Source organism: Flagellimonas alvinocaridis (assembly GCF_965248585.1).
GTDB classification, from domain to species: Bacteria; Bacteroidota; Bacteroidia; order Flavobacteriales; family Flavobacteriaceae; genus Flagellimonas; species Flagellimonas alvinocaridis.
In genome coordinates, this window is the sequence record NZ_OZ252111.1 from 3,288,204 (window position 1) to 3,304,503 (window position 16,300).

Here is a 16,300-nt window from a genome sequence, read left to right on the forward strand (position 1 = left end):
GATGAAAACTGCACTACAACATTTTGGCTTTGTCCTACTCTTTGGAGCACTGCTTTTGGGCTGCAAGGAGCAAGAAAAAAAGCAAGAAGTATCACAACCCAATATTGTTCTCTTTTTGGTGGATGACATGGGATGGCAAGACACCTCTGTCCCCTTTTGGAACAAGAGAACCCCGTTCAATGATCGGTACCGAACCCCCAACATGGAGCGTTTGGCCGCCGAGGGCATGAAATTTACCCAAGCCTATGCCACTCCCGTCTGTTCCCCTACACGGATAAGCCTTATCACCGGTATGAATGCCGCCCGGCACCGGGTCACTAACTGGACTTTGCACAAAAATGCCATCCAGCCCATGGAGAACAACCATCCAACCTTGGGCTTTCCAAAGTGGAACACGAACGGCATCAACCCACAAGACAATACCGACTCACTAGCGGTATATGCCACCCCATTTCCACAAATTTTAAAGGACGCTGGCTACTTCACCGTCCATACAGGGAAAGCACATTTTGGGGCTATTGGAACCCCGGGGGAGAATCCATTGAATCTGGGTTTTGATGTGAATATTGCCGGACATGCCGCTGGTGCCCCGGAAAGTTATTACGGCATGCAAAACTTTGGCAACGGAAAAAAAGGCAAGGAAATTTGGGCCGTACCCGGATTGGAGAAATACCATGGCAAGGACATTTTCCTCACCGAAGCATTGACCCAAGAAGCCTTACAAAAATTGAATTCCAAACCGGACCAAAAGCCTTTTTTCCTGTATATGGCGCATTACGCGGTACACACACCCATTATGGGTGACCCAAGGTTCGTTCAAGGGTATTTGGACAAGGGCTTGGACAGCACCGAAGCCAAATATGCTTCCATGGTGGAAGGAATGGACAAAAGCTTGGGGGACATCATGGATTATCTGGAAGAAAAACAGCTTGCAGAGAATACCATTATTCTCTTCATGTCGGACAATGGAGGATTGAGCGCCGTGGCCCGTGGTGGGGAACCCCATACCCACAACAAACCTCTGGCCAGTGGAAAAGGATCTATCTACGAAGGGGGAATCAGGGAACCCATGTTGGTGAAGTGGCCAGGAAGGACCACTCCCGGTTCTGTGACCAATACTCCCGTCATCATAGAGGATTTCTTCCCCACCATTTTGGAAATGGCCGGTGTTGAAAGTCCAGAAGTGGTACAGGTGGTGGATGGACAAAGTTTCACCTCCCTATTGCAAGGTGACGACATCTCTGCCGATAACCGACCTTTCTTCTGGCACTACCCCAATGAATGGGGACCCGAAGGACCCGGAATCGATGCGTTCAGCGCCATCCGATTGGGAGATTGGAAATTGATTTATTTCCACAAAAACCAACAAATGGAACTCTATAACATCAAAGAAGATATTGGGGAAACCCAAAATAAGGTGGGGGAACATCCTGAAAAGGTAAAGCAATTGGCCGCCATCCTCACGGAACATTTGATAGCCGTTGACGCCCAAATGCCTTTTGACAAAGCAACTGGGGAGCAAATTCCCTGGCCCAATGCAACACAACCGGAATGAAGTTGAACCAAAGAAATAGTGCCCTTTTCCTCATACTACTTTGTAGTATGGTCTCCTTTGCCCAAGTCCAAACGGATTGGCTTTTGCAATCAGACACCTATAAAGCAGAAATAACGGAATCGGAACATACCATCTCGTTGACCAATGGATTGGTACTTCGGAAAATACAGTTGCTACCCAATGCGGCCACGGTAGAGTTTAAAAACCTCATCACGCAGGAAACCATGCTCCGTAGCATCAAACCGGAAGCGGAGGTCACACTGAACGACAGTATTTATCACGTTGGTGGATTATACGGGTTGAAAGAGCACGGCTATTTCAAGGAATCATGGTTAAATGACCTTGAGTCCCAGAATTCCGATTTTCAATACACCAGCCATGTCATTGAAGATATAGAACCACGCATTGCTTGGAACTCCGAGCTACGGTACAACACTGCGAAAAGTTCCTTTGCCACAGGAAAGCGCCTCACCTTAAAGTTCAACCACGAATCCAAAGAATTGGAAGGAATCGAGGTTTTGGTCCACTACGAAGTTTTTGATGGGATGCCGTTGATCTCAAAATGGATTTCTGTGGAAAATCATGGAAAGAACACCATCACCCTAAACCGATTTAAAAGCGAACTGTTGGCCTTTCCAGAAGTGGAAAATCCAGTAGAGACTCCCAACACATGGCGAAAACCCAACTTGCATGTGGAGAGCAATTACGCTTTTGGCGGATTTACAGCTGGTGAGTCTACCGTAACCACATTTTGGGAACAAGACCCGGAATACACCTCCCAAGTCAACTGGAAGATGGAGACCCCTTGCCTATTGGTGAGTCAACTCCCTGTAGGTCCCAACCTTGATCTAAAACCTGAAAGCACTTTTGAGAGTTTCAGGACTTACGAATTATTACTGGAGGAACGAGGCAATCGCGAACAGACTGCACTCAGCCTCCGAAAAATGTATCGAAAACTGGCCCCATGGGTCACGGAAAACCCCATTTTCATGCATTTGACCACCACGGACGAAAAAGAGGTGAAAGCCGCCATAGACCAATGTGTGGACACGGGGTATGAAATGGTCATCCTTAGCTTTGGAAGTGGATTGAACATGGAGGACAATTCCCCAGAAAACATCAAAAAATATAAGAAGTTGGCCGATTATGCCCACAGTAAAGGCATCGCTTTGGGAGGCTACTCGCTGTTTTCAAGTCGAAGCATCAACGAATCTGTGGATGTCATCAATAAGGAAACCGGAAAACCGGGCGGCACCAAGTTTGGAAATGCCCCTTGCTTGGCCAGCGAATGGGGGAAGGACTATTTGGAGAAACTCAAGTTTTTCTTGAAAAATACAGGTTTTGACCTATTGGAGCACGACGGGCCCTACCCCGGCGACCACTGTGCATCGACCTCACACAAATACCACAAAGGGTATGAGGATTCGCAATGGGTGCAATGGAACATGTCCGTGGATTTTTACCATTGGTTGCGGGAAAACGGAATCTACCTTAACGCTCCTGACTTTTACTTTTTGGAAGGCTCCAACAAATGCGGCATTGGGTATAGGGAGGTCAACTGGTCGCTTCCCCGGGAGCAACAGATTGTACTGGGGCGACAAAACATCTATGATGGCACTTGGGAAAAAACACCATCCATGGCTTGGACCTTTGTTCCGCTTACAGAATATCACGGCGGGGGAAAAGCAGCCACTTTGGAGCCGCTAAAAGACCATCTGGATTCCTACGAGGCCCATATGGCCCAAAACTATGGTTCCGGGGTACAGGCCTGTTACCGCGGACCACGCTTGTACGATGCCAAGGAAACCAAAGATTTAGTGATATCACAGATTGAGCATTATAAACAGTACAGGGATATCCTAAACTCAGACATCATCCACCTGAAAAGACCCGATGGAAGGTCTTGGGACGGGTTTATGCATGCCAATCCAGATATAGAAAATAAAGGTCTGGTGATGCTATTCAACCCCACGGATAAAACTATAAAGGAAACCTTGGAAATTCCAATGTACTATACGGATATCCATGCTATCGCCCAGATATCCCATGAAGGAACAAATACAAAAGAATATACTGTCAATAGAGATTATACCATTCCACTCCAAGTGGAAATTGCCCCAAACGGCTACACCTGGTATCTCATAAAATAAAACCTTGAAAATGATTCGAAAAGCCCACATTCTAACCCTATCCCTGATTCTTTTACTGATGGCTTGCCAGACCGTGGAACCACCAAAACCTGTTGGTCCCACCCCTTCGCAACGCCAAATGGACTGGCATGAGCTGCAATACTATGCCTTTATCCATTTCAACATGAACACCTTTACCAATATGGAATGGGGTACGGGAGGGGAATCTGTAGATCTCTTCAACCCTACTCAATTGGATACCCGCCAATGGGCCAAGGTTGCCAAGGAGGCCGGAATGAAGGGCATCATTTTGACCGCCAAGCACCATGATGGTTTCTGCTTGTGGCCCACCAAGACCACGGAACATTCCGTTAAAAATTCGCCTTGGAAGGATGGAAAAGGCGATGTGGTCCAAGAATTGGCCGATGCCTGCAAGGAGTATGGCCTTAAGTTGGGATTATACCTCTCTCCTTGGGACCGTAATAACGAATATTATGGAAAACCAGAATATGTGGAAATTTTCCACGAACAATTACGGGAACTGTTGACCAATTATGGGGAACTCTTCGAAGTTTGGTTTGATGGTGCCAACGGAGGTTCCGGATATTATGGCGGTGCCAACGAAACCCGAAAAATAGACAACAAAACTTATTACGAATGGGAAAAGACCACCGAAATGATCAGGGAATTACAGCCCAATGCAGTCATTTTCAGTGATGGTGGACCGGATATACGTTGGGTGGGCAACGAGGAAGGTTGGGCCAATGAGACCAACTGGAGCGTGATGCGCAGGGATGAGATCCATCCCGGATGGCCAAGGTATGTGGAACTGCGTTCCGGCCATGAAGATGGAACGCATTGGCTGCCCGCCGAAGTGAACACCTCCATACGTCCAGGCTGGTATTACCATCCCGGTGAGGACCATCAGGTAAAAACCTTGCCCCGTTTGGTGCGAACGTATTACGAATCCATCGGTAGGAACGGGAACTTTTTGTTGAACCTACCTGTCGACGACAGAGGTTTGGTGCATGAAACCGATGTGCAACAATTGATAGCGCTCAAGGCCCAAATTGATAAGGATTTTGCGCAAGAATTGGCCCAGGGAAACACCGCCGAAGCCTCCAATGTCCGTGGTAACAGCTCTTCCTTCAATGCCGAAAAGGCCATAGATGGAAACTTTGACACCTATTGGTCCACCGATGATGGAACCACCCAAGCTTCTATAACTGTAAGTTTTGATGAACCCACCAAAGTCAATCGCATACTCCTCCAAGAGTATGTTCCTTTAGGGCAACGCATCAAAAAATTCACGGTCAGTGCCGAAGTCGATGGTACATGGCAGGTTTTGGACGAGCAGACCACTGTGGGCTACAAACGTATCCTTAGGTTTGAAACGGTTACCGCTTCCCAAGTAAAAGTGGATATCTTGGATGCCAAAGGCCCCATCACCCTCTCCACTTTGGAACTTTACAATGCCCCTCCATTTTTGGTGGACCCAAAAATCAACAGAAACAGAGAGGGAATGGTCTCCATTGAAGTACCCGATGACGAAGTAGATCTCTATGTGACCACCAATGGTGATGATCCAACCACAGCTTCACAAAAATATGATGGTCCTTTTCCTGTTTTGACACCCGCCACCATAAAGGCCATTGCCGTGAATCCAAACAATGGACAACAGACCCAAGCGGTTAGTCAATATTTTGACTTGGCCAAAAAAGATTGGAAAGTCGTTGGTGCCTTAGAAAACAATGCGGATGTAGTTAAACTAATGGATGAAGACCCCTATACGTTTTGGGCCACCGATAAAGACTCATCCGATATCAACGAAATCACCATCGATTTGGGAGCATCCCATACCCTTACCGGATTTAGCTACTGGCCCATCCAAGAACGGTATCCATTTGGAATGATCACCAAATACGAATTTTTGGTCAGTCAGGATAACCGCACATGGAAATCGGCATCAAAGGGAGAATTTGGCAATGTGTTCAACAATCGCATTGAACAAAAAGTTAAATTCGAGCCGGTTTCTGGCAGATACATTAAATTACGTGCTTTGGAAAAGCACAATGGGGATGCCCGGACTTCCTTTGCGGAAATAGGGGTATTTACCACAAATCAATAATACATGGATTTAGGATTGAAGGACAAGGTGATTATGGTCACTGGAGGTGACAAGGGCATTGGCAATGGTATTTGCCAAGTGCTCGCCCAAGAAGGGGCCATCCCGGTAATTATTGGACGGAAGGAAAGTGATGTACTGTCTGCTGTGGAAGAAATCACCAAAACCGGTGGCAAAGCCTTTTATGCCATCGCGGAACTCACCGACCCCCAACAATGCAAAAATGCCATTGAAAAAACTATTCAGGAATTCGGTAGAATCGATGGACTGGTAAACAATGCCGGGGTCAATGACGGCGTGGGGCTTGAAAATGGCAATTATGACGATTTCAAACGTTCCTTGGAGCGCAATGTTGGCCATTATTATGTGATGGCCCACCATGCCTTGCCCCAATTGAAGAAGAACAAGGGCAGCATTGTAAACATAGGTTCCAAAACTTCGGTGACGGGCCAAGGGAATACTTCCGGTTATGCTGCCGCAAACGGGGCCAGAAATTCGCTTACCCGGGAATGGGCCGTGGAGCTGCTCCCCTATTCCATTCGGGTGAACGCCGTAATTGTTGCCGAATCTTATACCCCATTATATAAAAGATGGATAAATTCGTTCGATAATCCTGAAGAAAAACTCAAAGAAATCACGGACAACATCCCCTTGGAAAAAAGAATGACCACTCCGGAAGAAATTGCGAATACTGTAGCTTTTCTCCTTTCGGAAAAATCCAGTCACACCACCGGCCAACTGATCTATGTAGATGGTGGCTATACCCATTTGGACCGTTCGCTTTAAAATATCAACCATGACCAAACCAAAAATTGTATCCAAAAAAGTTCTCTTACCCTTTATCCTGATCACTTCGCTATTTGCGCTCTGGGGTTTTGCCAATGCGGTGACCGACCCCATGGTCCAGGCCTTTAAGAAAGTGTTGGAGTTGTCCAACTCCCAAGCTGCATGGGTACAGATGGCTTTTTATGGGGGATATTTTTGCATGGCTTTGCCCGCCGCATTGTTCGTCCGAAAGTATTCCTATAAAGTTGGGGTACTGATAGGCTTGGCCCTTTATGCCGCCGGAGCCTTGATGTTCTACCCTGCCGCCATCACCGAAAAGTTTTGGTTTTTCTGTCTGGGGCTGTACGTCCTTACCTTTGGACTGGCATTTTTGGAAACCACGGCCAATCCGTACATTTTGGCCATGGGCGATAAGGAAACGGCCACCCAGCGCTTAAATCTTGCCCAAGTCTTTAATCCAGTAGGGTTGATTTTGGGTCTGCTCATTGCCCAGCAATTTGTCCTTAAAAAATTACAATCCGATGACATCGCGGATTATTCGTCCTTGGATGAAGCCAAAAAAGCATTAATCCGCACATCGGACCTTATGGTCATTAGAGACCCCTATGTTATCCTTGGATTGGTAATCTTGGCGGTTTTTGTATTGATTTTGGTGAGCAAGATGCCCCAAGCCAAAGGTGATGGTACCATTCCTTCACTCCAAGAAACTGGAAAGGCATTGTTCCATAGACCCAAATACATCTTGGGCGTATTGGCCCAAGTACTGTATGTGGGCGCACAGATTATGTGTTGGACCTATATCTACCAATATGCCGAGGCCATAGGCATGGCCAGCGACGTGGCCGCCAACTATCAATTTGTGGCGTTCATCGTCTTTTTGGTGGGAAGGGCCATTGGCACCTATATGCTCCGTTTTATCAGTTCAGGAAAGCTGTTGATGTGGTTTGCGGTATTGGCCGGAGCCTGTGCCGCGGGAACCATTTTTATCGAGGGACATTTGGGATTGTACTGCCTAGTGGGTGTTTCGTTCTTTATGTCGCTCATGTTCCCTACCATTTATGGCATTGCCCTGAACGGATTGACCGAGGAGGAATCCAAATTGGGTGCTGCCGGATTGGTTATGGCCATCGTTGGAGGTGCCTTGATGCCCAAACTACAAGGCATGATCATTGATGTTGGCGGAAATGGTGTGGCCGATACCAAAATGATGGGTGTTTCAGAAGTCAACTTCTCTTTTATACTACCGCTCTGCTGTTTTGTTTACATTGCGTGGTTTGGTTTCAAAACCTTCAAAAACGAACACATATGGGAGATTTAAGAAGATTTTGCCTCGCCTTGGATCTTGTGGACAATGAAGAAAGCATTCGCGCCTACGAAGACCATCATAAAAAAGTGTGGCCTGAAATCTTGGAGAGCATCACCGATTCTGGAATCCGAAACATGGAAATCTACCGAATCGAAAATCGCCTCTTCATGATCATGGAGGTCGATGCTTCCTTTTCGTTTGAAGCAAAACAACAAGCCGATGCTACAAACCCCAAAGTACAGGAATGGGAAAAATTAATGTGGAACTATCAACAAGCATTGCCTTCGGCCAAGCCCGGGGAGAAATGGTTGTTGACCAAAAAAATATTTGAATTATAATTTGTAACCCTATGAAGAAAGTGATTATCGCCGTAGGGGCCATTTTTATAATGGCCTGTACCGGAAAGTACGACAACGTTCAAAACACCTCGGAAGACTATCAAGTGATTCCAAAACCTGCGGAGTTGACCATGCAGGTTGGGAAGTTTGTGATAGATGGGGGCACCTCCATCAGTGCTGCCGAAGGCCTTAAGGAAGAGACGACTTTTCTTGCTGAGTCCATCCAACAGTTGACTCAAGTAAGTCCATCCATTACGGACCAAAAGGCCAGCATCGCCCTCGCCCTAAACGATCAAATTGAAAATGAAGAAGGATACACGCTTGACGTGACTCCTGACCAGATCAACATTTCGGGAAAGAACGCCAAAGGTGTTTTTTATGGCATACAGTCCCTTGTACAGTTGATTAGTTTACCCGAAGAAGGGTCATCCATTACCGATATTACTGTACCTGCTGTCTCCATCAAAGATCAACCCCGCTTCATTTACAGGGGAATGCACTTGGATGTGGCACGTCATTTCTTCGATGTGGATTTTGTAAAAAAGTACATCGACATGATCGCCATGCACAAAATGAACACCTTCCACTGGCACTTGACCGAAGACCAAGGATGGCGTATAGAAATCAAAAAATATCCTGAACTCACCAAGGTTGGAGCCTACCGAAATGGAACCATAACCGGTCATTATCCTGGAGAAACCAATGATAATGAGCGTTACGGTGGTTTCTATACCCAAGATGACATAAGGGAGGTTTTGGCCTATGCCCAAAAGCGCCATGTTGAGGTGATTCCAGAAATTGAACTTCCCGGTCACAGCCAAGCAGCCATTGCTTCTTACCCATATTTGAGCTGCTTCCCTGAGGAACCTACTGAAGTGCCCAACGGTCTAATGTCCGAAGCTTCAAAAGAACAACAGAAAAACGGCCAACCCAAGGTAGTTCAAGAGTCATGGGGGGTATACAATGATGTTTACTGTGCCGGAAAAGAAAAGACCTTTGCCTTTTTGGAAGGGGTATTGGACGAGGTAACCGCCCTTTTCCCATCCAAATACATCCATATTGGAGGGGACGAGTGCCCAAAGAAAAACTGGGAACGTTGCCCCAATTGCCAAAAAAGAATCAAAGAAGAAGGTCTTGAGGACGAACATGCCCTACAGAGTTACTTTGTAACCCGAATGGAAAAATACCTCAATAGTAAAGGCAAACAAATCATCGGATGGGATGAAATCTTGGAAGGTGGTTTGGCCCCCAATGCAACGGTAATGTCCTGGAGAGGTGTAAAAGGAGGCATTGAAGCGGCAAAACAAGACCACAACGTAATCATGACTCCAAATTCCCATTGTTATTTTGATCACTATCAGTCCAAGGACACCGACAATGAGCCTTTGTCCATTGGTGGTTTCTTACCGGTTGAAAAAGTATATAGCTACGAGCCTGTTCCAGAGGAATTATCGGCCGATCAACAGCACTATATCTTGGGAGCCCAAGGGAACATTTGGTCCGAGTATATCCCAACGGATGAGCATATGGAATATATGGCCTTGCCCAGAGCCACTGCACTATCTGAAGTGGTTTGGTCGCAAAAAGAGGATATGGATTTTGAAGATTTCAAATCTAGATTGAACCATATGCGAAAACTGTACGAAACCAAAGGCTACAACTACGCCAAACACGTTTTTGAAGCAACGGAAAACACTCCATCGGAGTAACCGCATAACAATTGGAACCACGCAGATAGAAGAAACACAGCAGATATGGCCCGGTATACCCCAAAATTCAATCCTAGATATCCCTCCATTGAGGACCTCCGAGAAGGAGCCCGTAAACGCATTCCCAGATTTGCTTTTGAATATTTGGACAGTGGATGCAACGAAGAGGTGAATCTGAGAAAGAACACCCGGGAAATTAGGGAGGTGGAATTGTTGCCCAGATATTTGGATGCCTACAAAGAGGCCAACATGACCACTAAAATCTTTGGGCAGGAGTATGATGCCCCTTTTGGGATATCTCCCATAGGGCTTCAGGGGTTGATGTGGCCCAATTCGCCTGAAATTCTGGCGAAAGCTGCCTTTGACCATAACATCCCCTTTATTCTGAGTACGGTGACCACATCGAGCATAGAACGCATCAGTGAGATTACCGAAGGTAAAGCGTGGTTCCAATTATACCATCCCACGGAGAAATCGGTCCGTGACGATTTAATTCAACGTGCCGAGGCAGCCGGCTGCCCCGTATTGGTCCTTTTGTGCGATACCCCCGTTTTTGGGTTTCGTGCCAAGGAAATTAAAAATGGGCTATCCATGCCGCCAAAGATGAACATTGCCAATATTCTACAAGTATTGGGCAAACCCAAATGGGCCTTTGAAACCCTAAAGCATGGCCAACCCAATTTTGAGGTGTTGCGACCCTATATGCCCAAAGGACTCAACTTAAAACAATTGGGATTGTTCATGGACCAGACCTTTAGCAAGCGTATGGATATGGATAAAATTGCCCAAATCAGGGACCTATGGAAAGGAAAACTGGTTCTAAAGGGAGTCGCCACGGAAGCCGATACCGAAAAGGCCATATCCTTGGGATTGGACGGCATTATTGTATCCAACCACGGAGGTAGACAATTGGATGCCGGGGAATCCACCATAAAACCCTTGACCCGGATAGCGGCAAAATATGGAGATCAACTCACCGTGATGATGGACAGTGGTGTGCGCTCAGGACCAGACATTGCCAGAACCTTGGCCAGTGGGGCACAATTTGCATTTTTGGGCCGTTCCTTTATGTATGGGGCGGCGGCTTTAGGGAAATCCGGAGGTGACCATACCGCCATGCTGTTAAAGACCCAATTGAAGCAAGTAATGGAACAAATAGGTTGCCCAGATGTTTCCCAATTGCCCAATTTTAAAAACCTATAGCCCCTAGATCATAGCTCCAAAAACTGTTAAAACAAGCGTGACACAAACGTTATAAAAAGCATAAAACCCAGTATAATTGGCATATACCGTTTGCATTGGCTACCTTTGCAGCGATGAAGATCAAACTCCACGAAAGGAAAAATTGCAGGATCCTTAGCTTTCAATATCTGGTTTTTAGAAACCAACCGGATAAATTCATCCCACCTACACTTTAAATTTCAGACCACTTCAGTGGTGATTTTTGCGATGTAGCATTGTGGAAAAACTCCGCAATCACCTGCATCGTTCCTATGCAATTGTACGTACCCTAAACTATCAAAAAAACATTTTAGACAAGCATCAAAGCATGGTGATCAAAACCTATGACGCTTATACACGGCTTTCCACCATGGAAACCGCCCGATTGACCAATTTTATATTCGACCACCAAGATGGAAAAAAAGCATCAAAAAATGCCATCCGAAAAGCCATTCAATATTCGGCAAAGGAAATACCGGGCTTGGGTGGATATGTATTTGTCATTGAGGAACGGGAAAAAATCCTTGGTCTGGCCGTGGTCAACAAAACAGGGATGGGCGATTATATCCCCGAGAACTTCATGGTCTTTTTTGTGGTGCACCGGGAGCATCGCGGCAAAGACATTGAACCAAAGCTCTTGGAATACACCCTTCAATACTGTAAAGGCGACGTAGCCGTCCATATCACCAACGAAAACCAATATCCGAAAGAAGCGTTTTTTAAAGAGAATGGGTTTGACGTGACCCACACAGAAATGAGATTGAACAGATAAATCAAAATATGCTCAAAATAGAAGTAAAATCAGGTGAAAGTATAGAACGTGCCCTAAAGCGCTACAAAAGAAAGTATAGAAATACCAAACGATTGGAGCAAATCAGGGACCGTCAGGAATACACCAAAAAATCGGTACGGCGAAGAAAGACCATCAAAACGGCCGAATACCGGGAAAAATACCTAAACAGGGAAAACGAATAGTCATCAACACATTGACCATATCATGAAACTTACAAAAATCAAGCGGAAGACCAAGTACGAAAAACGGTATAGCGTTAAAATGGGGGAACTCACTACCCAGGTCACGTATATCAAAGAGTACATTTTTGGCCTTCCTTTTCGCACGTTGCACAGATACCGTGAAACTTATTACGGAGAAGTAAAAGACTGTAAGGATTGCAATGTATCCGCTTAACAATATTCTAACCCTTTATATAAAACAATGAAAGTATTGGTTATTGGCGCAGGTAACATGGGGCTTACCTACGCCACAGGTATGTCCAAGTCCAAGCTATTGAAAAAGCGCAACATTATGGTGTTGGACAAATCAAAGGAAAAAATGGAAGAGGTCGATAAAATCGCCCATTTTGATGCCATAGACCGTTTGGAGGACTGTGTTCCCCAAGCGGATATCATCTTTTTGGCCGTTAAACCTTTCCATGCCGAAGAACTATTTGAACGTATGAAAAAATTGGTGAACCCAGAACAACTGTTCATTTCCATAATGGCCGGGGTCACCATCAGCTTTATCCAAGAATCGCTTGGAATTAAAAAAGTGGTACGGGCCATGCCCAATTTGCCCGCTCAGGTTGGTAAGGGTTTAACTAGCTATGTTTCTTCCGACGAAGTTTCCCGTCTAGAGCTTTTTATGGTGGAAGGCCTGTTGGACACCACAGGGAAATCCCTCCGAGTAAAAAATGAAAAATTTATTGATGCCTCTACGGGCATTTCGGGGAGTGGTCCCGCATACGTTTTTTACTTTATGCAAAGTATGATGGAGGCCGCCCTGCAAATGGGCTTTTCCGAAAATGTTTCCAAAGTACTGGTAAGCCAAACCTTTACCGGGGCCGTGGAACTGTTCAACCAGAACAACCTTAATCCGGACACTTGGATGGAAAGAGTGGCCTCCAAAGGAGGAACTACCAGGGCCGCCTTGGACTCCATGGAAGATAACAATGTAAACGAATTGATAAAAGAAGCGGCCTTTGCCGCCTTTAACCGCGCCGTGGAACTTGGCGAAGAATATTAAACCATGTATAAAGAACTCGTGGTCATTAAGGTAGGAACCAATGTAATGACCAACAAGGACAATAGAATTGTAAGACCCGTACTCAATAGTTTGGTGCAACAGATTGCCGAACTCTACGAACGCGACATCATGACCATTTTGGTCTCCTCTGGCTCCGTAATCGCGGGAAAAGAGGTGCTGGGAAAATCAAAAATAAAGAACAAGACCCAGCGTAGACAGGTATACTCTGCCATAGGACAACCCAGAATGATGCGGCACTACTACAACATTTTTAGTGATTACGGGATGAAGTGTGCCCAAGTGCTGCCCACAAAACGGGATTTTAATCCTGGGGTACACCGGGACAATATGATCAATTGCATAGAAGGTTTACTGTCGGAAGGTGTTGTGCCCATTGCCAATGAGGACGATGCCGTTTCAGTGGCCATGTCCATGTTCTCGGACAATGACGAATTGGCCACGTTGATTGCCCAATTGATGAATGCGGACAAGCTCATCCTCATGACCGACATTGATGGCTTGTACAACGGACATCCCGAAAAGGAGGATTCCGAGATCATCCAAAAAGTGGCGCCCAAAGAAGATTTGGACAAGTATATTGAAGAGGGCAACAAAGCCGAAGGCGAAGGTCGTGGTGGAATGGGTTCTAAATTGAACTACGCCCAAATAGCGGCAGCCAATAACATCCCGTCCTACATTGTGAACGGGAAGAAAGAGAACATCATTATAGACATTGTTGAAGGAAAAAAAGTGGGGACCAAAGTTTCCCTTTAAAAAACGACTATGAAATTATTGAACACAGATATAAAGAATAAAGTATTGGCAGACATGAAGCGTATCTTGGACAAAAACCGGAAAGAGCTCCTCCAAGCCAACCAAAAAGATTTGGATGCGTTTGATCGGGACGATCAAGCCCTCTATGACAGGTTGGTGGTCGATCAGAAAAAGGTAGATCAAATGATACAGGCCGTGAAGGAAGTGCGGTTGCAACCAGACCCGGTAAATCAGGAAATATCTACCCAGCATTTGGACAATGGATTAAAAATCATCAACAAAACGGCTCCGTTCGGGACCATCATGATCATTTATGAATCCCGTCCGGATGTAACGGTGGAAGCTGCGGTACTGGCTTTTAAGGCCAACAACAAAATATTGTTGAAAGGCGGTAAAGAAGCCTATCATAGTAACAAAGCACTGGTAAAGTTCTGGCATCAGGCCTTGACGGAGAACAATCTCCCTTCCGATTTCATCCAGTTCTTGGAAATGGACCGAACCCAGACCCAAGAATTTTTGAAAAACCCGGACCAAGACCTAGATCTGATTGTCCCACGTGGTGGTGAACGATTGATCGCTTTTGTGAAAGAACATGCCAAATGTGCCGTTCTGGTCAGTGGTCGAGGGAACAATTTCCTCTATGTACACCCGGAAGCGGATTGGGAAAAAAGCTTGGAGGTCATCATCAATGCCAAGACCCATAAGATTTCGGCCTGTAATGCCTTGGACAAAATATTGGTCGACACAAGGATTGAAGGTTATGAAAACAAGCTCAAAGAATTGAGACAACTATTGACTGACAAAGGCGTATCAATTTTGGTCGATAAAAAGGTGAAAGCCATCTTATCTGAAGAGAATGTCATTCCCGACCCATCGGTTTGGGAAGAGGAGTTCTTGGCCATGAAATGTGTGATTGGGGCCGTGGACAATTTGGATGAGGCCATTGAAAAGATCAACACCCATTCCGGAGGGCATTCGGCCTCCATCATGACCGAAAACAATACCATGGCCCAGACCTTCATGGAAAATGTGGATTGTGCGGCGGTATATCAAAATGCTTCCACCCGTTTCACAGATGGTGGACAGATGGGTGTGGGTGCGGAGCTCGCCATCAGTACCGATAAATTGCACCATAGGGGACCCTTGGGGCTTAAACAATTGGTGACCAACAAATACTATGTGTTTGGGGATGGGCAAGTCCGTGTATAGCACATCTTTTACAGTTCTTACTGGTAATGACTGGTTCAGTTGCTGTACAAAAGCCAATTATCTGTTAGCTTAATGGTAATTTTACACCTATTTATTGGTCATTTTTTAAGAAAATATCTAGATTTAAGACACAAAATATATTCAGTATGGGAAAATTTGAAATCAAAACAGATAAATCTGGTCAGTTCAGGTTTAATTTAAAGGCCAACAATGGCCAAGTGATCTTAAGCAGTGAAGCGTATACCACCAAAGCCGCCTGCGAGAACGGAATTGAATCTGTCCGAAAGAATTCTCAAGACGATGGCAGGTTCGACAGAAAGACTGCCAAGGACGGCAGCCCTTACTTTAATCTGAAGGCTTCCAACGGTCAGGTAATCGGTAACAGTGAAATGTATTCCAGCACTTCTGCCATGGAAAATGGGATTGCTTCCGTAAAAACCAATGCTCCAAGTGCATCAGTCGATGACAATTCATGATTCTTGGAAACATCCAATTTTGGAAATAAATATGGCAGCCCTTTTAAGGGCTGTTTTTTTTGACATACTTCTTTTTTTTTACCCCATAAATTTTATTCCCATCAATTGAACTACCCCATTCGTTGGATCAAACAGGGCATCCATAAATTGGGAGGTCTTTGAAAAAACATAACGCACTATGTTTGTCGTGCAAGTAAGCGTTAAGCCAATTGAAAAGCAAGATCAATTTTAACGCATGCACATATAGCAATGCACTTTTCAGGACCAAAGGTCACAAAAGTGTTTAGTTTAGTTGAGGTTTCCGTTACGCCAAGGAATTTATTAAAATTCCTTGGTTGTAATGGTTTTTAAAGCCTCCTCTTTTTTAAAATTAAAGAGTTCTTTAAACTGAACTCAAATTTAAATAGAACACCAACAACCAAAACAACTATTGGGTCCATAATTCAACTGAGAATGTAAGGTTTGGTTATCTCATTTCTTTTGGACACATCAATAGTAAAGCCGTCAGTTCTCTTGACGGCTTTTTTTCGCCCTCGATAAAATGTTCTCAAAAAACTCTAATTATCAGGATTGTCGATAATTTCCATCAATTCATTTAGCCCTTTCGTCAATTCTAAACACCCATTGGTTAATTGACCTCCCTCTATAA

General features: G+C 45.2%; 15 protein-coding genes. All 15 read left to right on the top strand.

The window, feature by feature from the left end; translation table 11 throughout:
• The first annotated feature begins 1 nt into the window (after window position 1).
• The 15 genes from ACP14V_RS14725 (at window position 2) to ACP14V_RS14795 (ending at window position 15,651) form a co-directional block, all read left to right on the top strand.
• The gene (locus ACP14V_RS14725; protein ID WP_272608753.1) at window positions 2-1,555 is read left to right on the top strand and encodes a sulfatase; all 1,554 of its coding nucleotides are present in this window, start codon (window positions 2-4) and stop codon (window positions 1,553-1,555) included.
• A complete protein-coding gene (locus tag ACP14V_RS14730) occupies window positions 1,552-3,705 on the top strand; it encodes a glycoside hydrolase family 36 N-terminal domain-containing protein (RefSeq protein ID WP_272608754.1) in 2,154 nt (717 codons plus the stop codon). Before ACP14V_RS14725 ends, ACP14V_RS14730 begins: the two co-directional genes overlap by 4 nt.
• Before the next feature lie 10 nt (window positions 3,706-3,715).
• Entirely contained in the window at window positions 3,716-5,812 is a 2,097-nt protein-coding gene (locus ACP14V_RS14735; RefSeq protein ID WP_272608755.1) for an alpha-L-fucosidase, read from the top strand.
• Between the two features lie 3 nt (window positions 5,813-5,815).
• Window positions 5,816-6,595: an SDR family oxidoreductase gene (locus ACP14V_RS14740; protein WP_272608756.1), complete on the top strand. Its 780-nt coding sequence runs from the start codon at window positions 5,816-5,818 to the stop codon at window positions 6,593-6,595.
• Window positions 6,596-6,605: 10 nt separating this feature from the next.
• Window positions 6,606-7,913, top strand: coding sequence for an L-fucose:H+ symporter permease (fucP, locus tag ACP14V_RS14745; protein ID WP_129655777.1), 1,308 nt, complete (start codon window positions 6,606-6,608; stop codon window positions 7,911-7,913).
• Window positions 7,901-8,239, top strand: a complete 339-nt coding sequence (locus ACP14V_RS14750; protein ID WP_272608757.1) for an L-rhamnose mutarotase — start codon at window positions 7,901-7,903, stop codon at window positions 8,237-8,239. The genes fucP and ACP14V_RS14750 overlap by 13 nt, the downstream gene beginning before the upstream one ends.
• 11 nt (window positions 8,240-8,250) lie before the next feature.
• Window positions 8,251-9,948 (top strand): beta-N-acetylhexosaminidase, encoded by a 1,698-nt coding sequence (locus ACP14V_RS14755; protein ID WP_272608758.1) that lies wholly within the window; start codon window positions 8,251-8,253, stop codon window positions 9,946-9,948.
• A gap of 45 nt (window positions 9,949-9,993) precedes the next feature.
• A complete protein-coding gene (locus ACP14V_RS14760; RefSeq protein WP_272608759.1) occupies window positions 9,994-11,151 on the top strand; it encodes an alpha-hydroxy acid oxidase in 1,158 nt (385 codons plus the stop codon).
• A 346-nt stretch (window positions 11,152-11,497) separates the two neighbouring features.
• Window positions 11,498-11,941 (top strand): GNAT family N-acetyltransferase, encoded by a 444-nt coding sequence (locus tag ACP14V_RS14765; protein WP_136564665.1) that lies wholly within the window; start codon window positions 11,498-11,500, stop codon window positions 11,939-11,941.
• A gap of 8 nt (window positions 11,942-11,949) precedes the next feature.
• Window positions 11,950-12,144, top strand: a complete 195-nt coding sequence (gene rpsU / locus ACP14V_RS14770; protein ID WP_116217044.1) for a 30S ribosomal protein S21 — start codon at window positions 11,950-11,952, stop codon at window positions 12,142-12,144.
• A gap of 22 nt (window positions 12,145-12,166) precedes the next feature.
• Complete coding sequence (locus ACP14V_RS14775; RefSeq protein WP_116217043.1) at window positions 12,167-12,358, top strand: hypothetical protein; 192 nt, start codon at window positions 12,167-12,169, stop codon at window positions 12,356-12,358.
• A 27-nt stretch (window positions 12,359-12,385) separates the two neighbouring features.
• A complete protein-coding gene (gene proC, locus ACP14V_RS14780) occupies window positions 12,386-13,192 on the top strand; it encodes a pyrroline-5-carboxylate reductase (RefSeq protein ID WP_136564666.1) in 807 nt (268 codons plus the stop codon).
• Between the two features lie 3 nt (window positions 13,193-13,195).
• Window positions 13,196-13,966 carry a glutamate 5-kinase gene (gene proB / locus ACP14V_RS14785; RefSeq protein ID WP_272608760.1) on the top strand — a complete coding sequence of 257 codons (771 nt, stop codon included), beginning with the start codon at window positions 13,196-13,198 and terminating at the stop codon, window positions 13,964-13,966.
• A gap of 9 nt (window positions 13,967-13,975) precedes the next feature.
• Window positions 13,976-15,175: a glutamate-5-semialdehyde dehydrogenase gene (locus ACP14V_RS14790; protein WP_272608761.1), complete on the top strand. Its 1,200-nt coding sequence runs from the start codon at window positions 13,976-13,978 to the stop codon at window positions 15,173-15,175.
• A gap of 146 nt (window positions 15,176-15,321) precedes the next feature.
• Window positions 15,322-15,651, top strand: coding sequence for a YegP family protein (locus tag ACP14V_RS14795; protein WP_136564669.1), 330 nt, complete (start codon window positions 15,322-15,324; stop codon window positions 15,649-15,651).
• The last annotated feature ends 649 nt before the right edge of the window (window positions 15,652-16,300 follow it).

Coding starts and splice junctions, on each gene's coding strand:
- ACP14V_RS14725 (WP_272608753.1), top strand. CDS start 2: ATGAAAACTGCACTACAACATTTTGGCTTTGTCCTACTCTTTGGAGCA.
- ACP14V_RS14730 (WP_272608754.1), top strand. CDS start 1,552: ATGAAGTTGAACCAAAGAAATAGTGCCCTTTTCCTCATACTACTTTGT.
- ACP14V_RS14735 (WP_272608755.1), top strand. CDS start 3,716: ATGATTCGAAAAGCCCACATTCTAACCCTATCCCTGATTCTTTTACTG.
- ACP14V_RS14740 (WP_272608756.1), top strand. CDS start 5,816: ATGGATTTAGGATTGAAGGACAAGGTGATTATGGTCACTGGAGGTGAC.
- fucP (WP_129655777.1), top strand. CDS start 6,606: ATGACCAAACCAAAAATTGTATCCAAAAAAGTTCTCTTACCCTTTATC.
- ACP14V_RS14750 (WP_272608757.1), top strand. CDS start 7,901: ATGGGAGATTTAAGAAGATTTTGCCTCGCCTTGGATCTTGTGGACAAT.
- ACP14V_RS14755 (WP_272608758.1), top strand. CDS start 8,251: ATGAAGAAAGTGATTATCGCCGTAGGGGCCATTTTTATAATGGCCTGT.
- ACP14V_RS14760 (WP_272608759.1), top strand. CDS start 9,994: ATGGCCCGGTATACCCCAAAATTCAATCCTAGATATCCCTCCATTGAG.
- ACP14V_RS14765 (WP_136564665.1), top strand. CDS start 11,498: ATGGTGATCAAAACCTATGACGCTTATACACGGCTTTCCACCATGGAA.
- rpsU (WP_116217044.1), top strand. CDS start 11,950: ATGCTCAAAATAGAAGTAAAATCAGGTGAAAGTATAGAACGTGCCCTA.
- ACP14V_RS14775 (WP_116217043.1), top strand. CDS start 12,167: ATGAAACTTACAAAAATCAAGCGGAAGACCAAGTACGAAAAACGGTAT.
- proC (WP_136564666.1), top strand. CDS start 12,386: ATGAAAGTATTGGTTATTGGCGCAGGTAACATGGGGCTTACCTACGCC.
- proB (WP_272608760.1), top strand. CDS start 13,196: ATGTATAAAGAACTCGTGGTCATTAAGGTAGGAACCAATGTAATGACC.
- ACP14V_RS14790 (WP_272608761.1), top strand. CDS start 13,976: ATGAAATTATTGAACACAGATATAAAGAATAAAGTATTGGCAGACATG.
- ACP14V_RS14795 (WP_136564669.1), top strand. CDS start 15,322: ATGGGAAAATTTGAAATCAAAACAGATAAATCTGGTCAGTTCAGGTTT.